Source organism: Nonomuraea sp. NPDC003560, assembly GCF_042878785.1.
In the GTDB taxonomy this organism is placed as follows: domain Bacteria; phylum Actinomycetota; class Actinomycetes; order Streptosporangiales; family Streptosporangiaceae; genus Nonomuraea.
Window position 1 is genome coordinate 412,889 of the sequence record NZ_JBIAOF010000006.1, and the last position, 21,564, is coordinate 434,452.

General features: G+C 67.4%; 18 protein-coding genes and 1 tRNA gene. 10 read left to right on the forward strand and 9 right to left on the reverse strand.

Annotated features, from left to right (window positions below; all coding sequences use genetic code 11):
- The first annotated feature begins 613 nt into the window (after nucleotides 1-613).
- A complete protein-coding gene (locus tag ACFYUV_RS25560; RefSeq protein WP_387671789.1) occupies nucleotides 614-1,660 on the forward strand; it encodes a threonine aldolase family protein in 1,047 nt (348 codons plus the stop codon).
- A gap of 641 nt (nucleotides 1,661-2,301) precedes the next feature.
- On the opposite strand, the gene ACFYUV_RS25565 is transcribed toward ACFYUV_RS25560, so the two are convergent.
- From ACFYUV_RS25565 to rpmH, 8 genes are all read right to left on the reverse strand, one after another.
- Nucleotides 2,302-3,264, reverse strand: coding sequence for a ParB/RepB/Spo0J family partition protein (locus ACFYUV_RS25565; RefSeq protein ID WP_387671791.1), 963 nt, complete (start codon nucleotides 3,262-3,264; stop codon nucleotides 2,302-2,304).
- Between the two features lie 276 nt (nucleotides 3,265-3,540).
- Nucleotides 3,541-4,509 (reverse strand): ParA family protein, encoded by a 969-nt coding sequence (locus tag ACFYUV_RS25570; protein ID WP_387671793.1) that lies wholly within the window; start codon nucleotides 4,507-4,509, stop codon nucleotides 3,541-3,543.
- Nucleotides 4,510-4,646: 137 nt separating this feature from the next.
- A complete protein-coding gene (gene rsmG, locus ACFYUV_RS25575; RefSeq protein WP_352322967.1) occupies nucleotides 4,647-5,318 on the reverse strand; it encodes a 16S rRNA (guanine(527)-N(7))-methyltransferase RsmG in 672 nt (223 codons plus the stop codon).
- A gap of 545 nt (nucleotides 5,319-5,863) precedes the next feature.
- Nucleotides 5,864-6,352 carry a R3H domain-containing nucleic acid-binding protein gene (locus ACFYUV_RS25580; RefSeq protein ID WP_352362298.1) on the reverse strand — a complete coding sequence of 163 codons (489 nt, stop codon included), beginning with the start codon at nucleotides 6,350-6,352 and terminating at the stop codon, nucleotides 5,864-5,866.
- 20 nt (nucleotides 6,353-6,372) lie between these two features.
- The gene (gene yidC / locus ACFYUV_RS25585) at nucleotides 6,373-7,296 is read right to left on the reverse strand and encodes a membrane protein insertase YidC (protein WP_352362300.1); all 924 of its coding nucleotides are present in this window, start codon (nucleotides 7,294-7,296) and stop codon (nucleotides 6,373-6,375) included.
- Between the two features lie 4 nt (nucleotides 7,297-7,300).
- The gene (yidD, locus tag ACFYUV_RS25590; protein WP_352322972.1) at nucleotides 7,301-7,558 is read right to left on the reverse strand and encodes a membrane protein insertion efficiency factor YidD; all 258 of its coding nucleotides are present in this window, start codon (nucleotides 7,556-7,558) and stop codon (nucleotides 7,301-7,303) included.
- Between the two features lie 17 nt (nucleotides 7,559-7,575).
- Nucleotides 7,576-7,917 carry a ribonuclease P protein component gene (gene rnpA / locus ACFYUV_RS25595; protein ID WP_387671795.1) on the reverse strand — a complete coding sequence of 114 codons (342 nt, stop codon included), beginning with the start codon at nucleotides 7,915-7,917 and terminating at the stop codon, nucleotides 7,576-7,578.
- 83 nt (nucleotides 7,918-8,000) lie between these two features.
- The gene (gene rpmH, locus ACFYUV_RS25600; RefSeq protein WP_043614899.1) at nucleotides 8,001-8,138 is read right to left on the reverse strand and encodes a 50S ribosomal protein L34; all 138 of its coding nucleotides are present in this window, start codon (nucleotides 8,136-8,138) and stop codon (nucleotides 8,001-8,003) included.
- A gap of 448 nt (nucleotides 8,139-8,586) precedes the next feature.
- Here rpmH and dnaA point away from each other — a divergent pair, with 448 nt between their 5' ends.
- From dnaA to ACFYUV_RS25645, 9 genes are all read left to right on the forward strand, one after another.
- Entirely contained in the window at nucleotides 8,587-10,167 is a 1,581-nt protein-coding gene (dnaA, locus tag ACFYUV_RS25605; RefSeq protein ID WP_357974053.1) for a chromosomal replication initiator protein DnaA, read from the forward strand.
- A 525-nt stretch (nucleotides 10,168-10,692) separates the two neighbouring features.
- The gene (gene dnaN, locus ACFYUV_RS25610) at nucleotides 10,693-11,832 is read left to right on the forward strand and encodes a DNA polymerase III subunit beta (protein ID WP_387659418.1); all 1,140 of its coding nucleotides are present in this window, start codon (nucleotides 10,693-10,695) and stop codon (nucleotides 11,830-11,832) included.
- A gap of 49 nt (nucleotides 11,833-11,881) precedes the next feature.
- On the forward strand, nucleotides 11,882-12,823 hold the full coding sequence (gene gnd, locus ACFYUV_RS25615) for a phosphogluconate dehydrogenase (NAD(+)-dependent, decarboxylating) (RefSeq protein ID WP_352362307.1): 942 nt from the start codon (nucleotides 11,882-11,884) through the stop codon (nucleotides 12,821-12,823).
- A gap of 139 nt (nucleotides 12,824-12,962) precedes the next feature.
- Complete coding sequence (recF, locus tag ACFYUV_RS25620; protein WP_358291201.1) at nucleotides 12,963-14,195, forward strand: DNA replication/repair protein RecF; 1,233 nt, start codon at nucleotides 12,963-12,965, stop codon at nucleotides 14,193-14,195.
- Nucleotides 14,185-14,685: a DUF721 domain-containing protein gene (locus ACFYUV_RS25625; RefSeq protein WP_387671798.1), complete on the forward strand. Its 501-nt coding sequence runs from the start codon at nucleotides 14,185-14,187 to the stop codon at nucleotides 14,683-14,685. The genes recF and ACFYUV_RS25625 overlap by 11 nt, the downstream gene beginning before the upstream one ends.
- A 302-nt stretch (nucleotides 14,686-14,987) precedes the next feature.
- On the forward strand, nucleotides 14,988-16,931 hold the full coding sequence (gyrB, locus tag ACFYUV_RS25630) for a DNA topoisomerase (ATP-hydrolyzing) subunit B (protein ID WP_387671800.1): 1,944 nt from the start codon (nucleotides 14,988-14,990) through the stop codon (nucleotides 16,929-16,931).
- Between the two features lie 15 nt (nucleotides 16,932-16,946).
- Complete coding sequence (gene gyrA, locus ACFYUV_RS25635; protein WP_358291198.1) at nucleotides 16,947-19,445, forward strand: DNA gyrase subunit A; 2,499 nt, start codon at nucleotides 16,947-16,949, stop codon at nucleotides 19,443-19,445.
- Between the two features lie 3 nt (nucleotides 19,446-19,448).
- Nucleotides 19,449-20,099, forward strand: coding sequence for a DUF3566 domain-containing protein (locus ACFYUV_RS25640; RefSeq protein ID WP_387671803.1), 651 nt, complete (start codon nucleotides 19,449-19,451; stop codon nucleotides 20,097-20,099).
- A 133-nt stretch (nucleotides 20,100-20,232) separates the two neighbouring features.
- Nucleotides 20,233-20,306, forward strand: a tRNA-Ile gene (locus tag ACFYUV_RS25645).
- A gap of 272 nt (nucleotides 20,307-20,578) precedes the next feature.
- On the opposite strand, the gene ACFYUV_RS25650 is transcribed toward ACFYUV_RS25645, so the two are convergent.
- A complete protein-coding gene (locus tag ACFYUV_RS25650) occupies nucleotides 20,579-20,842 on the reverse strand; it encodes a hypothetical protein (protein WP_387671804.1) in 264 nt (87 codons plus the stop codon).
- Nucleotides 20,843-21,564: the final 722 nt, after the last annotated feature.

The following is a 21,564-nucleotide window of genomic DNA, read 5'->3' on the forward strand; positions in this document are numbered from 1 at the left end:
CCTGCTGGTCGCTAGTCACTAGCGCTGCCCCCAACGGTCCGTCGCCGAGCGACTCGACCTGCCACCTCGCCGCGCATCCACTTCACGGACGCTCTCCTCGCCCACCCCTCGTCCAGACCTCTTCAGCGTGTGTCTCTCCAACGCTTGCGGCGCCTGTGCCGACGTGTCCCATCGCGCCCGCCATCTCGCGCGCCGAACTGACGGCGCCTTCTTGAAGGCCTGCTTCCCCTGTGCTCTACTGCGCCGGAGCCGCATGCCTTGGCCTCACCGCTCTTTCCTCCCCTCCCCACAGGCCGCCCCACTCCCCGACGGGGCGGCCCCGCCTTCCTTTCGATGCCTCGACTGGTTGCAGCCGCTAACTCATGGACAGCAGCCGTGGATCCTTTGGCGAACACCGTCGACCTCCCCGGCGTGCCAACCGCCGCCATGTCGCACAGGCGACCGGTTGAACCCGCACTGCGCCAGAACCCCTGACAACGGCCGCCGTATGAAGCATCAGCGCGACGCCGGCGGGAGACATCACCGCCAACGCCTCGCGAGGCATCCGCGAGAAGCGCCCCGGCGGCCCCGCCCCTCACAGCCTCCGCCCAAGCTCCTTGCATAGCCTTACGGTGTGCCGATCAATCCCGCTCACCCGAAGAGCTTCGCCAGCGACAACCACGCCGGCGTGCACCCAGACATCCTCAACGCCATGACCGCCGCCAACCAGGGAGACGCCCCGGCCTACGGCGACGACACCTGGACCTCGACCTTCGAGCACAAAATCAAGGAAACGTTCGGCCCCGCAGCGGAAGGCTTCGCCGTGCTCAACGGAGCCGGCGCCAACATGGTCGGCCTGGCTCTCATGCTCGGCCGCTACGACGCCGTCCTCTGCGCCGACACCGCCCACATCGCCACCCACGAAACGGGCGCCACGGAACGTCTCCTGGGCGTGAAGCTCCGAACCATCCCCACCCCTCAGGGCAAGCTCCACCCGGATGACATCAAGGCCCATCTCCACCTCATCGGCCAGCACCACGAGCCTCAACCGACGGTCGTCTCCATCTCCCAGGTGACCGAGTTGGGCACCTGCTACTCCCCCGCCGAGATCGCCGCCCTGGCCGAAACGGCCCACGCCTCCGGCCTACGCCTCCACGTGGACGGCGCCCGCCTCGCCAACGCCGCCGCCCACCTGGACTGCTCCCTGAAAGCCATCACTACGGACGTGGGCGTGGACGTCTTCAGCTTCGGCGGCACCAAGAACGGCGCCATGGCCGCCGAAGCGGTGGTCGTCCTGGACCCGTCCCTGACGGACGCGGTCCCCTACCTTCGCCGCCAGTCGCTGCAGCTGGCCTCCAAGATGCGCTTCGTCTCAGCCCAGCTTTCCGCCCTCCTGACCGACGACCTCTGGCACCGCAACGCGTCCCACGCCAACCAGATGGCACTCCGTCTGGCGGACGGCCTCGCGGACGTCCCCGGCGTCACCCTCGCCTACCCCGTGGAGTCCAACGCCGTCTTCGCCACCCTCCCCCACGCGATCTCTGAATCCCTCCTGCAGAACTACCTCTTCCACTACTGGGACGAGATCGCCGGCACGGTCCGCTGGATGACCGCCTTCGACACCACCGAAGAACACGTGGACGACTTCCTGGCCGCCCTCCACAAGGAAGCCACCCCTTAGCCCTTCTCGGGCACCGTTTCACGTGAAACACCGCCACCCGCCACGCTCCCCCGGCCGGAATCCCGCAGGCGTTTCACGTGAAACACGTCCACTCACCAATCCAGAAACGGATGCCTAGGGCATGGGACGTGAAGGGCCGCCCCCGAGACCCGACCCGAGAAGAGGTCGAGGCTGGACAGAACCCGCCAGGCGCGACCCCAGCCACGGGCTTCGACGCGAACGAAGCTGCCGAGAATCACCACACGGCACTAAGCGAGCTACGCAAGAGCCGGGCAACCCAAGAAGCCGAAGAACCGAGCCGGCAGGGCGAACCGAGAAGCCGGGGCACCACCTGAGCCGGGGCGCCACGTGAGCCGGAGAGCCGCACGAGCCGGAGAGCCGCACGAGCTGGAGCGAGCTGGAGGGAGCTGGAGCGCCCCCAAGGCCGCGGCCCGGCCAGCCATTGCGCTCCCGCCGCATGCCGCACCCACGACGCAGCCCTGCGGACACACCCACAACACGAAGAAGGACCAACGCAGGCGAACAGAGAACAGAGAAGAGGAGAGAGAGAAGAGAGGAGAACCGCAGAGAAGAGAGAAGCGAAGAACGAAGGAAGGGGTTTCACGTGAAAGAGCGAGTGGTTTCACGTGAAACAGGCAAGGTCAGTCCTCGCGCTCCCGCATCGCCCGTGCCGCCTCAGGCGCCATCGTCCCGATGATGCGCTCAAGGTCGTCGATCGTCGCGAACTCCACCACGATCCGCCCCTTACGCCGCCCCAAGTCGACCTTGACCTTCGTCTCGAAGTGGTCGGAGAGCCGGTCCGCCAGATGGGTCAGCCCAGGAGCCGTAGGCTTGGGCGCCTGCCGCTCACGCGGCGCCTTCTGCGCGGCCTTCGCGCTGCCCATGGCGACGATCTCCTCCACCGCCCTCACGGACAGCAGCTCCGCCACGATGCGCTTGGCCAACTCAACCTGCTCCTCCGCACTGCTCAGGCCGAGCAGGGCGCGAGCGTGCCCGGCGCTGATGGTGCCGGCGGCCACGCGGAGCTGAACCTCCGGCGGGAGGTTGAGCAGCCGGAGCGTGTTGGTGATGTGGGATCGAGAGCGCCCCACCTTGCTGGCCAGTTGCTCGTGGGTCGCCTGGAAGTCGTCCAGCAACTGCTGGTAGGCGGCCGCCTCTTCGAGGGCGTTCAGCTGCTCGCGCTGGAGGTTCTCGATGAGCGCGTCCCGGAGGAGGTCGGTGTCCTGGGTGTTCCGGACGATCGCCGGGACCGGGTCAAGACCGACCTGCTGGCACGCCCGCCAGCGCCGCTCCCCCATGATCAGCTCGTACTGGCCGCCACCCACGGAGCGCACCACGATCGGCTGCAGAAGGCCGACCTCGCGAATGGAGTCGGCGAGCTCCTGGAGGCGCTCGTCGTCGAACACCTCACGCGGCTGACGAGGGTTGGGCACGATCGCGGTCAGCGCGACCTCTTTGAAGTACGCTCCAGCGATCGGCTTCGGGCCTGCCTCGACCGTGGCACCGTTCGAGGGAGCGGGCGCCGTACCCGGGCCGTCAACGATGGGTCCGGTCGGGATGAGCGCCCCGAGTCCCTTGCCCAATCCCCGCCGCTGCTGACTCACTGCGTCTCCTCATCCAGCCGGTCGATTCCGGTCACTCCAGGAGAGGTTACCGTTGCGGGCCCAGCGGGGTGCCCCCACGCCACACACAGTCCCGTGGGATTTACGCCGACACGGTTACAAATCTGCCCAACTCACGACTCACGCCGAACGATACCGCTCACCGCCGACGTCCACCGCCGACATCCCCCGCGCCGACCCGCCGCAGGCACACCGGAGCACGGGCATGACAGCCCACCCCCTCAGGCCGTACCTGAGAGACCCGCGAGCGACCAGCCGTCAGGCCACGGTGGCGCGGTGGGCGATCTCCCGGGCCGCGTCCATGTAGGCCATCGCCCCGCTCGACCCCGGATCGTACGTCATGACCGACTGCCCATAGCTGGGCGCCTCCGACAGCCGGACGCTGCGCGGGATGACCGTCTTCAGCACCGTCTCCCCGAAGTGCGACCGCACCTCGTCGGCGACCTGCGAAGCCAGCCGGGTACGCCCGTCGTACATCGTCAGGACGATCGTGGAGAGCCGCAGAGCCGGGTTGAGGTGCGCCTTGATGAGGTCGACGTTCCTGAGGAGCTGCCCCAGGCCCTCCAGCGCGTAATACTCGCACTGGATCGGGATCATGACCTCCTCCGCCGCGACCAGGGCGTTGACCGTCAGCAAGCCGAGGGACGGCGGGCAGTCGATGACGATGTAGTCGAACTCCGCCTCGTACGCCGCCAGCGCCCGCCGGAGCCGGGCCTCCCGCGCCACCAGCGAGACGAGCTCGATCTCCGCGCCGGCCAGGTCGATCGTGGCGGGCGCGCAGTAGAGGTTCGGCATCTCGGGGACCTGCTTGACGATCTCCACCATGGGCAGATCGTCGACGAGCACCTGGTACACATCCGGTACGTCACCACGATGCTCGGTGGCCAGGGCCGTCGAGGCGTTGCCCTGCGGGTCGAGGTCCACCACGAGGACGCGCTGGCCGTGCATCGACAGGGCCGCGGCAATGTTCACCGAGGTGGTGGTCTTGCCGACGCCGCCCTTCTGGTTGGCCACCGCGATCACTCTGCACTTCGCCGGCCGAGGCCAGGAGTTGTCGCCGTCGCCGCTGGTGCCACCCCTCTGGGCGGCGGCGGGCTGCTCGGTGGCTGGCTGAGGGGCGGCCGGTTGGGTGGTGGCAGGTGTTTCACGTGAAACCACTGAACTGAGCGCCTCTCGTACCAACGGCGAATCACCGGGGTTCAGGGGGGTCTGGGTCACGTTGGCCATCCTTTCAACCAGTGGTGTGCCGGTGCCGGGAATTTGCTGTTGCGACACGCCCATTTCGGGCCATCCAACCCCGGTTGGGCTCTCGGACAGACGGCTGTCCGGCCAGCCAAGACCGCAAGACGCGACTGGCACAACCGTCACCTCCTTCGTCGCCGCCTGGCTCGCTCCGGCGCGCGACCCGCTACCACCCGAACCAATGTTGCAGGCGGCTCGACCTTACCGTGCCCGACGGTCACAAGCTCGGCCGTTCGGGCCCCGCAGGCCCGCAATTGGGACTCCGCCTCGGCGAGCTCGCCGGCGGCTCGCTCCCCCTTCATGGCTATCAGCTCGCCGCCCTCACGCAGAAGAGGCATGGCCCATTTCAGCAGCCGGTCGAGCGGCGCGACCGCCCGAGCACTGGCGACGTCGAACTCCCGCTCCCCCGCCAGATCCTCGGCTCGCCCGCGCAGCACCTCGACGTTGTCCAGCTTGAGCGCCTCGACGCACTCCTCCAGGAACACCGTACGGCGAAGCAACGGCTCCAGCAGCGTGACCTCGATGTCCTGGCGGACGATGGCCAGCACCAGCCCCGGCAGCCCCGCCCCCGAGCCGATGTCCACCAGCCGCACCTCCGGCGGCACGGCCTCGGCGACCACGGCGCAGTTGAGCAGGTGGCGATCCCAGATACGCGGCACCTCACGCGGCCCCAGCAAGCCCCGGACGACGCCGGGGCCCGCCAGCAGCGCGGCGAACGCGTTCGCACGGTCCCATGCCTCCCCGGCGAAGACGTCCCGCGCTATGTCCGGCGGCGCCGGAAGCTCTTCGCTCACTGGATGCTGGCCCTTTCTCAGTCTCAGGTGGTGTTCGTACTCAGGTTGCCTGCTCGGCGGTGATGCCGGTGGGCGTTCGACGGTGGTGTCTCGACGTTCTAGGGGCGGTGTCCACCCAAGGCCAGATGTGAGATCACACTGGAAGACTAGCGGGCTGGCATGTGGGTGACGGTCGAGCACGCCGCCGCGCGCCCCTCCCGATCCACCCTCGACACCAAATCCCTTACAAACGACATAGAGCGCATATCACCCGAAAGAAACTCTCAGAGGCACTTTTCGGGACGAACAACAAGGTCAACGCACAAAACCCCGCGCTCCCCCGCTAGCAGCGCCGAACTCCAACGCCAGCGCACAAAGACGCCGGACAACTCACCAACAGCAAGAAACAGGGATCGAGCCGCACAAGCACGGAGGCCAGCCCGCAAACCCGTCAGCGGCCCACATAGGCCCCCGCATCCCGTACGTACAGCTATAGATACGGAAACGGCCGCCCATCAGCGCACCCAAGCGCCGACAGACGGCCGAACCGGCTCACCATGCACGTTTCAGGCGGGAAGGACCACCACGTACCGCTGCGGCTCCTCACCCTCGGACTCGCTACGCAGCCCGGCGGCCGCCACCGCGTCGTGGACGATCTTCCGCTCGAACGGCGTCATCGGGTGCAGCGCCTTCGGCTCACCCTTGTCCTTGACCTGGTTGGCGACCTCGGTGCCGAGCTTGCTCAGCTCGGCCCGGCGCCGCTCGCGGTAACCGGCGACGTCGAGCATGAGCCGCGACCGCTCCCCGGTCTGCCGGTGGACGGCCAGCCGGGTCAGCTCCTGCAGCGCCTCCAGGACCTCGCCGGCGGGCCCGACCAGCTCGTTGCCCTTGAGCCCCACGACGGAGACCATGGCGCGGTCGCCCTCGACGTCCATGTCGATGTCGCCGTCGATGTCGGCGATGTCGAGAAGGCCCTCGACGTAGTCGGCAGCGATCTCGCCTTCCTGCTCAAGCGCGTTGAGATCAGGAGCCTTCTCCTGCTCGGCCTCGGTCATGGCCGGCCTCTCCTTCGTGTTCAAGACTTCTTGCTGCCGGTGCGCTTGCTGCGGGACTGGCGGCTGGGCTGCTGCCTAATGATCTTAGGCTCCGGCGGGGCGGGAGGGGCCTCCTCTTCCGGAGTGGTCTTGCGCATCTTTGCCACCAGGCCGGGCTTGGGCGTCACGGGGATGGCGTTGCCCTTGGCGTCGAACTGCGGCATCGGGTGCCGGCTGTAGAACCAGTGCTGCTGGCCCAGCGTCCACAGGTTGGTGGTGACCCAGTAGAGGATCAGGCCCAGCGGGAAGTTGAGGCTGAAGAAGGCGAACAGCGGCGAGATGTACATCAGGATCTTCTGCTGCTGCGCCATGGGGTTGTCCGGCATCTGCGCCATCGAGCGGGTCACGCTCTGCCGGACGGTGAGGAACGTGGTGAGCGAGCTGATCGCCACGAAGAAGCCGATGACGACCTTCTGGGCGATGTCAGGGGCCTCGAAGAACGTGGCGGGCAGGGGAGCGTTGATGATCAGCGCGTGCTTGGCGCTGTCGACCAGCTCCTGCGACATGCCGAACTTGGCCTGGTCGGCGGCGATGGCCCGCAGCACGGTGAACATCGAGATGAAGATCGGGAACTGCGCCACGACGGGGAGGCAGCCACCGAGGGGGTTGGCGCCCGCGCCCTGGTACAGCGCCATGACCTCCTGGTTCATGCGCTGCTTGTCGTTCTTGTAGCGCTTGCGGAGCTCCTGGACCTTCGGTGCCAGCTCCTGCATCTTCCGCGACGACCGCATCTGCTTGAGGAACAGCGGGAAGATGAGGATCCGCATGCAGACGGTCAGCGTGACGATGGTCAGCGCCCAGGTCAACCCGCTGTTGGGGTCGAGGAAAGTGCTGTAGACCTGGTGGATCCAGGTGATGACTTGGGCGACGGCCGTGTACAGCCAATTGAGCCAGGACAGCTCCACCGAGCTAGCTCCCTTGCGTTTCGTGGGACCGGACCGGGCGTGGGGGCACCGGGTCTATACCTCCGGGATGGAATGGGTGGCACCGCCCGATGCGCCGGACAGTCAGCCATGTGCCGCGCAATGCCCCATGTACGGCAATCGCCTCGAGCCCATACGCGCTGCACGACGGGTAGAACCGGCAGCGTGGACCGAGCATCGGGCTGATGAACGCCCGGTAGAACCGAATGGGGATGATCAGCGCCCGGGCGGCGAGGCCCGGCATCCCTTGCGGCTGCTCCGTCATCTGTGTCCACCCGTCGAGGACTCGCGCCGCCTGAGCAAACGATCCAGCGCGGCGTCGAGATCGGCGGCCAGTTGCTCGACGCACGCGGACGCGGCCGGTGGATTGGCGCGTACCACCAGCAGGCTACCTCGCGGCAGCCGGTCGAGACGGTCGCGCATCAGGTGTCGGAGCCGTCGTTTGACCTTGTTCCGGGTCACCGCGCCACCAACGGCCTTGCTCACCACGAAACCAACCAGAGGTGTCTCTTCCCCAGAAAGGTTGAGATGCACCACCAAAGTGGGGCGTCCGGCGCGTTTGCCGCGTCGGACCGCCGCTTCGAACTCGTCCCCGCGTCGCATGCGGGATTGACGGGACAGCACCGTATACGCCTAACGCCCGTCGGCGAGGTACACCGACGGGCCGGACTTCGGGCGCGGGTCGATCAGGCCGACAGCTTCTCGCGGCCCTTGCGGCGACGGGCGGCGAGGATGGCGCGACCGGCCCGGGTGCGCATCCGCAGCCGGAAGCCGTGGGTCTTCGCGCGACGACGGTTGTTCGGCTGGAAAGTACGCTTGCTCACGGGTGGGCTCCAGGCTTGAAGGTGCGCCCAGGGGCGCTTATACACACATGACTGGCCTGCCGTGGGAGCGAGGGCACGCGAAATAGCCGTCGCGTGGCAAGCCGACCGTCGTACGTTACGGGCCAACGGCGTCCCAGGTCAAACTGAACGGGTTATCCACTGATCCACAGGCGACTTTTCCACCGCCGGGCCAACGTCCACAGTTTGTGCATCCAGGTGCCACTACGCTGTGGACAACGTCTTGAACACAGCTGTGCACATGGATACTGTCGGCCCTTCTGGACCACCGGAAACACCGTGCACAGCCTGTGGATCTCCTGTGGAGGACCTGGGTACGAAGCCCTGCCGCCACGCTGTGGACGAAGGGGTCGCCGACCGCTCGGGGCGACCACGGTCATGTGGATAAACGATCGCGGGGGGCCGCGAGAGGAAGGAGGGGAGCCGCACCATGAGTGGTGTCGACCTCGGCACGGTATGGGCGAGGGCCCTGGGCAACTTCCTCAACGAGAACGTGCCCATCCAGCAGCGCACCTGGCTGTCGATGGTCCGTCCGATCGCTCTCGCGGACGACACGATCGTGCTCGGCGTCCCCAACGACTTTCTCAAGGACCTCATCGAGGGCAAGTTGCGCCCGCTGGTGGCCCACGCGCTGTCCCAGGAGCTGGGGATGACGATGCGGCTGGCCGTGATGATCGACACCACGGCTCCGGAACAGCCTTTGCCGGACGCCCATCAACAGCCTGTGAATGTGCCTTATCCCCAGAGTGTGGATAGCCAGCCGCGTTACACACAGCCGGTGCAACCCCAGCACTACCAGGCATCCGAGCCCCCGCAGTTCTATTCTCCACAGCCCGAGCAGCCTCCGGCGTCCACCGAATATCCACAGCCTTCGTTCTCTTTTGAACAGGTGCAGCCGTACACACCGCCTGTGGAGAAAGCGCCGGAGCCGGCGCCGAATCGCTGGGAAGCGAAGAGCAACAAGCCCAGCGAGCCGGCCAGACTCAACCAGAAGTACACATTTGAGACATTCGTCATCGGCGCCAGCAACCGGTTCGCGCACGCCGCGGCCGTGGCGGTGGCCGAATCCCCCGCGAAGGCGTACAACCCGCTCTTCATTTACGGCGACTCCGGCCTGGGGAAGACCCACCTGCTGCACGCGATCGGGCATTACGCGCAGAGCCTGTACGACGGCGCCCGGGTGAGGTACGTGAGCTCGGAGGAGTTCACCAACGACTTCATCAACAGCATCCGCGACCACAAGGCCGACGGCTTCCGCGGCCGCTACCGCGCGATCGACATCCTGCTTGTGGACGACATCCAGTTCCTGGAGGGCAAGGAGCAGACGCAGGAGGAGTTCTTCCACACCTTCAACACCCTGCACAACGCCAACAAGCAGATCGTCATCTCCAGCGACCGCGCGCCCAAGCAGCTCATCACGCTGGAGGACCGGCTGCGCAACCGGTTCGAGTGGGGCCTGATCACCGACGTCCAGCCGCCCGAGCTGGAGACCCGCATCGCGATCCTGCGGAAGAAGGCCATCCAGGAGGGCCTGGCCGCGCCGCCCGAGGTGCTGGAGTACATCGCGAGCCGGATCTCCACCAACATCCGCGAGCTGGAGGGCGCCCTGATCAGGGTGACCGCGTTCGCCAGCCTCAACAGGCAGGGTGTGGACCTGCAGCTCGCCGAGGTCGTGCTGAAGGACCTGATCACCTCGGAGTCCGACACCGAGATCACGATCGCGGCCATCATGACCGAGACCGCCAACTACTTCGGCATCAGCATCGAAGACCTGTGCGGCACCTCGCGCAGCCGCGCGCTCGTCAACGCCCGGCAGATCGCCATGTACCTGGCGCGCGAGCTGACCGAGCTGTCGCTGCCGAAGATCGGCCAGCAGTTCGGCGGCCGCGACCACACCACCGTGATGCACGCCGAGCGCAAGATCCGGTCGCTCATCGCCGAGCGCAGGTCGATGTACAACCAGGTCAACGAGCTGACAATGCGTATCAAACAGAGCAAGCGTGGATCTTGATGCTCGTACACAGCCTGTGGAAAACACTGTGGACCAGCGGAAACGCAAAATCGGCGCGTCGGTACGACCGCCAATGCCGGGAAAAATCCACCCACAAGGGCTGGGGACGAATCTGGGGACATCCTGAGGAGAACCTGGGGATGACTCGTGGATAACGTGTGGACGGCCTGTGAACAGTCGATCTGGGACTCCAGAAGGCCCCCTCTTACCCCGTGGACAACCTGTGGAAACCTCGTGGATAACCGGTGGATGAACACCCCATGATCTGGGGACGGCCTGTGGGCGACGAATCTCCATCCCCAGGCGGCGAAGTTTCCCCCAGGCGTCACCCACACCCTCGGTGGATGAAAACAGGGGCACTGAGCTGCGAGGACATCAGTTGTCCACAGTTCCCACAGCCCCTAGTGTGATGACCTCTTATCTCTCTTACTAAGAAAATCAAAGACCCATAGAGGGGTTCTCCCCGAACCGCGGTGCGGGAGAGTGAACACTTGAATCAACGACGAACCCAGGAGGCTGATCACCGTGATGTTCCGAATCGAGCGAGACGTCCTCGCTGAGGCGGTGGCATGGACGGCACGCAGTCTCCCGGCGCGCCCGTCGGTGCCCGTGCTCGCCGGCATGCGCCTGGAGGTGACGGAGGGCCAGCAGCTCAAGCTGTCGGGGTTCGACTACGAGGTCTCCGCCGAGGTCACGCTCGAACTCCACACCGGTGAGGCGGGCGTCGTCCTGGTCTCGGGCAAGCTGCTCGCCGAGATCACGCGCGCGCTTCCCGCACAGCCTGTGGACTTCGTGGTGGAAGGCGCCAAGGCCGTCGTCACGTGCGGCAGCGCCCGGTTCACCCTGCTGACCATGCCTGTGGAGGACTACCCGTCGCTCCCGGCCATGCCGCCGGCCGCCGGGCGGGTGGGCAGCGACGTGTTCGCCTCCGCCGTCAGCCAGGTCGCCGTCGCGGCGGGCCGGGACGACACGCTGCCGATGCTCACGGGCGTGCGCATGGAGATCGAGGGCGACACCGTCACCCTCGCCGCCACCGACCGCTACCGGCTCGCCGTGCGCGAGCTCAAGTGGCAGCCGGGTCAGCCCGACTTCGCCGCGATCGCGATGATCCCCGGCAAGACGCTCGCCGACACCGCCAAGGCCCTCGGCACCACCGGCGCCGAGGTGGAGATCGCGCTCAGCTCGGCCGGCGGCACCGGCGAGGGCATGATCGGCTTCTCCAGCGCGGGCCGGCGCACCACGACGCGGCTGCTCGACCCCGAGTTCCCCAAGTACCGCTCGCTGCTGCCCACGGAGTTCTCCGCGCGCGCCGACCTGTCCACAGGCCCGTTCGTCGAGGCGGTGAAGCGCGTGGCCCTGGTCGCCGAGCGCAACACCCCCGTACGCCTGGCGTTCAAGAGCGGCGAGGTCGTGCTGGAGGCCGGCAGCGGCGACGAGGCGCAGGCCGTCGAGGCACTGCCTGTGGATTACGAGGGCGAGGAGATGAACATCGCCTTCAACCACCAGTTCCTGCTGGAGGGGCTCGGCGCGATCGACTCCGACGTGGCGCGCCTGCAGATGACGACCTCGACCAAACCGGCCATCCTCACAGGGGGCAAGCCTGTGGACGAAGGCGCAGGTACGGACTACCGTTACCTGATCATGCCCATCCGCCTGTCGGGCTGATCCCGTCATCGGGGATGATGGAAGCCTGACAAGGGGGTAGAGGAGCGTCATGCAGATCGGCATGGTGGGACTGGGCAAGATGGGCGGCAACATGGCCGAGCGGCTGCGCCGCGGCGGCCAGGAGGTGGTCGGTTACGACCGCGACCCCGGCATCAGCGACGTGGCCAGCCTGAAGGAGCTGGTCGAACGGCTGTCCGCGCCGCGCGCGGTCTGGGTCATGGTTCCCGCGGGCAAGCCCACCCAGCAGACGATCGACGAGCTCGGCGAGCTGCTCGACGAAGGCGACATCGTCGTCGACGGCGGCAATTCACACTATGTGGACGACCAGAAGCACGCCGCCGAGCTGCGCGAGAAGGGCATCGGCTTCGTCGACTGCGGCGTGAGCGGCGGCGTGTGGGGGCTCCAGAACGGCTACGCCCTCATGTGCGGCGGCGAGCAGGCCGACGTCGACCGGCTCATGCCGATCTTCGAGACGCTCAAGCCCGAGGGCGAGGACGGCTTCGTCCACGCCGGTGACGTCGGTGCCGGCCACTTCGCGAAGATGGTCCACAACGGCATCGAGTACGGCATGATGCAGGCGTTCGCGGAGGGCTGGGAGCTTCTGGAGGCGTCCGACGTCGTCAAGGACGTCAGGGGCTCCTTCAGCAGCTGGCGCACCGGCACCGTCATCCGCTCCTGGCTGCTCGACCTGATGGTGCGGGCGCTCGACGACGACGAGCACCTCGACCAGCTCCGCGGTTACGCCCAGGACTCCGGCGAGGGCCGCTGGACGGTCCAGGCGGCCGTCGACCACGCCGTGCCGCTGCCGGTGATCACCGCCGCCCTGTACGCGCGGTTCGCCTCGCGTCAGGACGACTCCCCCGCGATGAAGGTCGTCGCCGCGCTGCGCAACCAGTTCGGCGGCCACGCGATCACCTCGACCGAGGGCAGCACCGGCAAGGGCGCCGACTCGCCCGGCGCCGACGTGGCCCCGCCGCGCGAAGCCGAGTAACCCGGCCGAGCAGCCCAGCCGGGGTCCGGCCGGTCGGGCCGGCCGGTGGTCCACAGGCCGGCCGGGGAAGCCAGAGGTTTTCCACAGGACGGCAAGCCGGTGACACGGGCGGCCCCCGCGGCGGACTAACCTTCGTGGGGTGCATGTCGCCCACCTCTCGCTGACCGACTTCAGGTCCTACGCGTCCGTGGAGCTCGGTCTGGAACCGGGCGTCACGGCTCTCGTCGGGCCCAACGGCCAGGGCAAGACCAACCTGGTCGAGGCCCTCGGCTATGTCGCGACGCACTCCAGCCACCGCGTGGCCAACGACGCGCCGCTGGTGCGGCAGGGGGCCGCGCGGGCCATCGTGCGCTGCGCCGTCCACAGGGACGACCGGCGGGCGCTGGTGGAGCTGGAGATCAACCCGGGCAAGGCCAACCGGGCGCGGCTCAACCGCTCCCCCGTGTCCAGGCCGCGCGACGTCATCGGGCTGCTGCGCACGGTGCTGTTCGCGCCGGAGGACCTTGCGCTGTCCAAGGGCGACCCGTCGGAGCGCCGCCGTTTCCTCGACGACCTGCTCGTGGCCAGGGCCCCGAGGTTCGCCGGGGTCCGGGCCGACTACGACCGGGTGCTGAAGCAGCGCGGCGCCCTGCTGCGCACGGCCGCGCAGGCCCGCAGAGGCAGCAGGAGCGGCCGGCGGGCCGAGAGCGACACCGCGTTCGCCGCCGCGGGCGCCGGCGACGTCCTGAGCACGCTGGAGGTGTGGGACGCCCACCTCGCCAGGCACGGCGCGGAGCTGTTGCGGGCGCGGCTGGAGCTCATCGAGGCGCTGCGCCCGCTGGTGGCCGGGGCCTACGCCGCGCTGGCCCCCACGAGCGCCCCCGCGACGCTGGCCTACCGCAGCACGTTGTCCACAGGTGGGGACGGCGCGGAGGACGAAGTCGCCGGTGAGCGGGGATCTCCCGATGCGCAGACGTTATCCACAGACTTGGGGAAAACCCTTGAACAGCAGCTCCGCGACCGGCTCACGGAGGTCCGCCAGGCCGAGCTGGAACGGGGCGTCACCCTGGTCGGCCCACACCGCGACGACCTGATCCTGGGCCTCGGCGACCTGCCCGCCCGCGGCTACGCCAGCCATGGCGAGTCGTGGTCGTTCGCGCTGGCGCTGCGGCTGGCCGCCTACGACCTGCTGCGGGCCGACGGCGGCGACCCGGTGCTGATCCTCGACGACGTGTTCGCCGAGCTCGACAGCCAGCGCCGGCGCAGGCTGGCCGAGATCGTCGCGCCGGCCGAACAGGTGCTGATCACCGCCGCCGTGCCCGACGACGTGCCGAAGGAGCTGGCGGGAGCCCGTTTCGACGTCGCTGAGGGGAGCGTGACCCGTGTCCGATGAGCAGCACAACGCGGCGGCCAGGGGGGCCGCCATGGCGAGGGAGAAGCTCGCGCAGGCCAAGGCCGACGCGGCCAAGCGCGGCCAGCTTCCGCGCCGCGAGCCCAGGCGCAAGGCCGGCCCGCGCAGGGAGGCCGGCGATCCCCAGCTCTTCGGCCGGGCCATCGCCGACCTGCTGGCCGACCGCGGCTGGGAGTGCTCGGCGGCCGTCGGCGCGGTGTTCGGCCGGTGGAAGGAGATCGTCGGCCCCGACCTGGCCGCCCACACCCGGCCGGAGTCCTTCGACGAGGGCGAGGTGCTCATCGCGGCCGATTCCACGGCCTGGGCGACGCAGGTCAGGCTGCTCGCGCGCACCCTCATCCGCAGGCTCAACGAGGAGCTGGGTGACGGTTCCGTGACAAAGGTCAAGGTCAGGGGGCCGCAGAACGCGCCCCGGCCCACAGGGGGTTTGCGGGTGACCGGAAGTAGAGGGCCCGGCGACACCTATGGTTAGGCGCCGGGGGCGATCAGACAGCCGCAGACGCGATAAGCCCCCTTTCCGAAGGGGGGATGCTTGAGTGGGGGGCAAATCGAGCTAGGGCGCATCACAGGCGCGTGTATTGCCACCACGGGCTCCGGGAAGCGGTAGAATGAAAAAGGATTCCGGACACGTCCGCTTGCGTGTCACCCCGGCAGTAAGCCGACTCCCCCGGGTGACCGCGCATCGGGGCACTCACGACGGTGACGGGCACGGTAGGGGCAGCATGAAGTTGACGGCCTCCCCCGCCGCGTGTCCGCGGCAGGAGGATTTCGCAGTTGTCCTACGACGCTAGCTCAATCACCGTACTCGAAGGACTTGAGGCGGTTCGCAAACGCCCGGGTATGTATATCGGCTCCACCGGTGAGCGCGGCCTGCACCACCTCGTCTACGAGATCGTGGACAACGCGGTGGACGAGGCGCTGGCCGGTTTCGCCACCAGGATCGACATCTCGCTGCTGGCCGACGGCGGCGTGCGCGTCGTCGACAACGGCCGCGGCATCCCCACGGGCATCCACCCTGTGGAGAAGCGCTCGGCCGTCGAGGTCGTGCTGACCACGCTCCACGCGGGCGGCAAGTTCGACAGCCAGTCCTACGCGGTCTCCGGCGGCCTGCACGGCGTCGGCTCGGCCGTCGTCAACGCGCTGTCCACCGCCATGGACGTCGAGGTCAAGCAGAACGGCCACTACTGGCGGCAGCGCTACGAGCACTCCAAGCCCACCGCGCCGCTGGCCCAGGGCGAGGAGACCGACGAGACCGGCACGACGATCACGTTCTGGCCCGATCCCGACGTCTTCGAGACCACCACCTGGAACTACGAGACGCTCTCGCGCCGGTTCCAGGAGACGGCCTTCCTCAACAAGGGCCTGACGATCACGTTCACCGACGAGCGGCCCGACCACGTCAACGGCGAGCCGCACACGGTCGAATACCACTACGAGGGCGGCCTGGCCGACTTCGTCAAGCACCTCAACGCCAAGAAGGAGGCGGCGCACGCGTCGATCGTCTCCTTCGAGGAGGAGGGCGACGGCATCGCGGTCGACATCGCCATGCAGTGGAACAACTCCTACTCGGAGTCGGTCTACACGTTCGCCAACATGATCAACACGGCTGAGGGCGGCACCCACGAGGAGGGCTTCCGCGCGGCGCTGACGACCATCGTCAACCGCTACGCGCGCGAGCAGAAGTTCCTCAAGGAGGGCAAGGACGACAACCTCTCCGGCGAGGACGTCCGCGAGGGCCTGACCGCGATCATCTCGGTCAAGCTGTCCGACCCGCAGTTCGAGGGCCAGACCAAGACCAAGCTGGGCAACACCGAGGCCAAGTCGTTCGTGCAGAAGGCCTGCAACGACCACCTGCGCGACTGGTTCGAGCGCAACCCCGGCGAGGCCAAGGACATCATCAACAAGTCGCTGCAGGCCAGCCGCGCCCGCCTGGCGGCCCGCCAGGCCCGCGACCTGACCCGGCGCAAGTCGCTCCTGGAGTCCGGCAGCGGCCTTCCCGGCAAGCTGGCCGACTGCCAGTGGAACGACCCGGAGAAGTGCGAGCTGTTCATCGTCGAGGGCGACTCGGCCGGCGGCTCGGCCAAGGGCGGCCGCGACTCGCGCTTCCAGGCGATCCTGCCCATCCGCGGCAAGATCCTCAACGTCGAGAAGGCGCGGATCGACAAGGTCCTGAAGAACAACGAGGTCCAGGCGCTCATCACCGCCCTGGGCACCGGCGTGCACGACGAGTTCGACATCGCCAAGCTGCGTTACCACAAGGTGATCCTGATGGCCGACGCCGACGTCGACGGCCAGCACATCAACACCCTGCTGCTGACGCTGCTGTTCAGGTTCATGCGGCCGCTGATCGAGGCCGGGCACGTCTACCTGTCGTGCCCGCCGCTCTACAAGATCAAGTGGGACCGGAAGGGCGAGGACGCCTCCTACGCCTACTCCGACGCCGAGCGCGACGCGGTCATCAACGACGGCATTGCGCAGGGCAAGGCAGACCCGCGCCCGCGGGACAACGTCCAGCGGTTCAAGGGCCTCGGCGAGATGAACGCCGGCCAGCTCTGGGAGACCACCATGAACCCGGCGACGCGACTGCTGCGCCTGGTCACGCTCGACGACGCGGCCCAGGCCGACGACCTGTTCAGCGTGCTCATGGGCGAGGACGTCGAGGCGCGGCGCGACTTCATCATCCGCAACGCGCGCGACGTTCGCTTCCTCGACGTTTAAGAAGGACCTAAACCTGTGACGGACGTGAACACCACTCCCCCGGCTGACCGCATCGAACCGGTGGACATCCAGTCCGAGATGCAGCGCAGTTACATGGACTACGCGATGTCCGTCATCGTGTCCAGGGCGCTGCCTGACGTGCGCGACGGTCTCAAGCCGGTGCACCGGCGGGTGCTCTACGCGATGTACGACGGTGGCTACCGTCCCGACCGCGGCTACTTCAAGTGCGCCCGCGTCGTCGGCGACGTGATGGGCACCTACCACCCCCACGGCGACACCTCGATCTACGACGCGCTGGTCCGCCTGGCCCAGCCGTGGTCGCTGCGCTATCCGCTGGTCGACGGGCAGGGCAACTTCGGCTCGCCGGGCAACGACCCGGCGGCCGCGATGCGGTACACCGAGTGCAAGCTCGCGCCCATCGCCATGGAGATGCTGCGCGACATCGACAAGGACACCGTCGACTTCCGCCCGAACTACGACGGAAAGTCGCAGGAGCCCGACGTCCTGCCGGCGCGGTTCCCGCAGCTGCTGGTCAACGGCTCGGGCGGCATCGCGGTCGGCATGGCCACCAACATCCCGCCGCACAACCTGCGCGAGGTCTCGGCCGCCGTCCGGTGGTACCTGGAGAACCCCGAGGCCGACGACGAGGAGCTGCTGGAAGCCTCGATCAGGCTGGTCAAGGGGCCCGACTTCCCGACCAAGGCGCTGATCGTCGGACGCCGGGGCATCGAGGACGCGTACCGCACCGGGCGCGGCTCGATCACCATGCGCGCGGTCGTCGAGGTCGAGGAGGACAAGGGCCGGCAGGCGCTCGTCGTCACCGAGCTGCCGTACCAGGTCAACCCGGACAACCTGGCGTTGAAGATCGCCGAGCTGGTGCGCGAGGGCAAGCTCTCGGGCATCGCCGACGTACGCGACGAGAGCTCCTCGCGGGTCGGGCAGCGCCTGGTGATCGTGCTCAAGCGCGACGCGGTCGCCAAGGTCGTGCTCAACAACCTGTACAAGCACACCCAGCTCCAGGACACCTTCGGCGCCAACATGCTGGCGCTGGTCGACGGCGTGCCGCGCACGCTGCGGCTCGACCAGTTCATCCGCCACTACGTGGCCCACCAGGTCGAGGTCATCGTCCGCCGGACGCGTTACCTGCTGCGCAAGGCCGAGGAGCGCGCGCACATCCTGCGCGGGCTGCTGAGGGCCCTTGAGCGGCTCGACGACGTCATCGCCCTCATCCGGGCCTCGGAGTCGGCCTCGCACGCCCAGCAGGGCCTCATGGGGCTCCTGGAGATCGACGAGATCCAGGCGCAGGCCATCCTGGACATGCAGCTGCGCAAGCTGGCCGCCCTGGAGCGGCAGGCCATCCAGGACGAGTACGACGGCCTGATGGCCCAGATCGCCGAGTACAACTCGATCCTGGCCAGCGAGGCCCGCCAGCGCGAGATCATCGGCGACGAGCTGACCGAGGTCGTCAACCGCTACGGCGACGAGCGCAAGACCGAGATCATCGCCTACGACGGCGACATGTCGATCGAGGACCTCATCGCCGAGGAGGAGATCGTCGTCACGATCACCCGCGGCGGTTATGCCAAGCGGACTCGTACCGACCTCTACCGGGCGCAGAAGCGGGGCGGCAAGGGCGTGCGCGGCGCCCAGCTGCGCCAGGACGACATCGTCGACCACTTCTTCGTCACCACGACGCACCACTGGCTGCTGTTCTTCACGAACAAGGGCCGGGTGTACCGGGTCAAGGCGTACGAGCTGCCTGATGCCGGGCGTGACGCCCGTGGCATGCATCTCGCGAACCTTTTGGCCATGCAGCCCGACGAAACAGTCATGGAAGTTCTCGACCTCCGCGACTACGACGTCGCCCCCTACCTGGTGCTCGCCACGCGCAGCGGCCTGGTCAAGAAGACGCGCCTGTCCGAGTACGACTCCCCCAGGTCGGGCGGTCTGATCGCGATCAACCTGCGCGAGGACGACGAGGTCATCGGCGCCCGCCTGGTCTCCGAGACCGACGATCTGCTGCTCGTCTCCAAGGGCGCGCAGTCGATCAGGTTCACCGCCTCCGACGAGGCGCTGCGGCCCATGGGCCGCGCGACCAGCGGTGTCATCGGCATGAGGTTCCTCGAAGGAGACGAACTTCTCGCCATGAATCGGATCGCCGACGGTCAAGATGTGCTTATCGCCACGAAGGCTGGGTACGCAAAACGGACGCCAGTGGAGCAGTATCCAGTTCAAGGACGTGGCGGTAGGGGCGTGCTGACTGCGAAAATCGTGAGCTCCCGTGGCAAGCTGGTCGGAGCCGTCATGGTCAACCCAGAGGACGAGGTCTTCGCGATCACGTCCGCCGGCGGGGTGATCCGGACGAGTGCCGGCGAGATCAAGCAGTCCGGCCGCCAGACCATGGGAGTGCGATTGATGAACCTCGCCGAAGGCGACAGCGTGGTTGCCCTCGCCCGGAACGCGGAGTCGATGGAGACTCCGGTGGAGAATGAGGAAGACGGGGGAGGAGAGTAAATCATGAGCGCCCAGGGTGGCACCGCCAGAGCCCAGGCGGCGTCGGGTAACGGACAGCAGCCGAAGAAGTCCACTGAGCCGGAAATCTTCAATTCGGTCGACGGCGAGCAGGACAGGACGCCCGCGAAGGGCGCCGCCGCTCAGCCCCGCTCCAAGGACGAGCCGCAGGCGGAGGGCAACGAGACGGTGCGCCTCCGTCCGTCGCTCACCAGTGAGGCACCTCCGCCCGTCGAGATGCCCAAGAAGAAGTCGTCGAACAACGCGGGGTCCAGGCTGCCCCGCAAGGCACACCTGGTGTTGCGCCGCATCGAGCCGTGGTCGGCCATGAAGTTCAGCTTCGTGGTGTCCCTGGTCTGCTTCGTGGTGCTCTTCGTGGCAGTGGCCGTCCTGTACGGCGTGCTGTCGGCCCTGGGGGTGTTCGACTCACTCGTCGACCTGGTCAACCAGCTCGGCAAGGGTGAGCAGGGACAGAGCTCGATCCCGATCAACATCGCCTCGTGGTTCGAGCCGGTGCGCATCCTCGGGTACACCGCGCTGATCGGCGCCGTGAACGTGGTGCTGATCACCGCTCTGTCCACGCTGGGCGCGGTCATCTACAACATCGCTTCCGACCTGGTCGGGGGCGTTGAGGTGACGTTCAGCGAGGCCGAATAGCAGGTTCGGGCGGGGGCTCGTGCCGTACCGGGGTGGCTGGTACGGCACGAGCAGCCCGTCGGACACGGTAAGCTTTTCTCGTCCGAACAACTGGTTCGCCTCCAAGAGGCGAATGCGATACCGTTCGGTGTGCGGGGCTATAGCTCAGACGGTTAGAGCGCTTCCCTGATAAGGAAGAGGTCCCAGGTTCAAGTCCTGGTAGCCCCACAGTTTCTCAATGCAGAGGCCGTTTCCTGGAGATCGGGGGACGGCCTTTTGAGTGTTTGTCATCAATGTGCCGCCACGAGTGTCAGTCTTCAGGTGCCAGAGGTCGATTCGCATTGACATCAGCTGGGGGCGCGGCGGCGCTGGGCGAGGTCGAATGATGGGCGGGTCGAACGATCCGCCGGCGGGCCCATCACTCGATCCTCTCTGACCACTGACCCGGCTGAGGGCCTGCTCGTCTCGGGCGGAACGGCGGGAGTGCGCGGGCTCGCCTTCTACTCGCGGTACTTCGTGCGCGTCACGTCCAGGCGTGCGGCGTTCCTGTACATGCCGGCGTCGATCGGGATGGCCTCGTCGACGACATCTGTGCAGGCGCCGGAAGGCACGCCGTCGGGATGAGCCGCCACAATGGTCCGGCCCCGCGCGTAGTACCTGGCCTCACCGATCGCCGCGGCCAGGTCGGAGTTCGAGCTCACCACCAGCGCCGCCTCGCACGCTTCGGTGCACAGGTCACCGACCAAGTGAGCCGCCAGTCGCACGTCGACCTGCTTCTCCTTGCAGCTGCCGGTCTTGTCGTCGTACTTGGTCCTCCCATGAACGGCTGGAACCGCTTGCCGTAGACGCGGATGGTGTCCTGTTCGAACTGCTTCTGATTCACTCCGGCCTGACCGCTCAGCGCCGTGGTGAAGTACTTCACCCTGATCAGCTTGCCGTTGTACGCCTTCAGTACCTGGTCGCACATTCTGACGACGTCCACACGCCAGTAGCCGGGCCGGCACTTTCGCAGATTCCGTAGTAGAGGTTGGCCGCGTCGATGTAGGCGATCCATCTGCTGTCGCTGTTCAGGATTGCCTCGACCGCTCCATATGAGGTAGCTACCGCCCAGCAGGCTACGGAGCGGGGCCTAGCCTTGCCGCGACTCGATCAACGAAGGGGTGATATGCGCAGATACGTTGCGGTCATTGCCGTCGTCTCGTCGCTCCTGGCCGGTTGTGCAATTTCGTTCTCAGGACAGGAAGGGGAATCGCCGCCTCGCTTCTCGACCGATCCGCCCGCTGTCAATCGCGCGCTCGCGGATCTTACGAAAAGCGCCAAAGGCAAGGTGTTGCTTCATCATGTCGATGAGCAGGGGCGGACTGACCGCTGGACCACGAAACTCAAGATGGGAGCATCGTTTCGTCTTGAGGTGGACTGCGTTGGAGCGAGCGGGACGATAATCGTCCGCGTAGGCAGAACTCAGCTCCCTCATCGGTGCTCCATC

Excerpts from the sequence above, each read along its gene's own strand:
- rnpA (WP_387671795.1), bottom strand. The coding sequence starts at position 7,917 with ATGCGACGCGGGGACGAGTTCGAAGCGGCGGTCCGACGCGGCAAACGC.
- dnaA (WP_357974053.1), top strand. The coding sequence starts at position 8,587 with ATGAGTGGTGTCGACCTCGGCACGGTATGGGCGAGGGCCCTGGGCAAC.
- ACFYUV_RS25580 (WP_352362298.1), bottom strand. The coding sequence starts at position 6,352 with ATGACCGAGGCCGAGCAGGAGAAGGCTCCTGATCTCAACGCGCTTGAG.
- yidD (WP_352322972.1), bottom strand. The coding sequence starts at position 7,558 with ATGCCGGGCCTCGCCGCCCGGGCGCTGATCATCCCCATTCGGTTCTAC.
- ACFYUV_RS25570 (WP_387671793.1), bottom strand. The coding sequence starts at position 4,509 with ATGGCCAACGTGACCCAGACCCCCCTGAACCCCGGTGATTCGCCGTTG.
- gnd (WP_352362307.1), top strand. The coding sequence starts at position 11,882 with ATGCAGATCGGCATGGTGGGACTGGGCAAGATGGGCGGCAACATGGCC.
- ACFYUV_RS25640 (WP_387671803.1), top strand. The coding sequence starts at position 19,449 with ATGAGCGCCCAGGGTGGCACCGCCAGAGCCCAGGCGGCGTCGGGTAAC.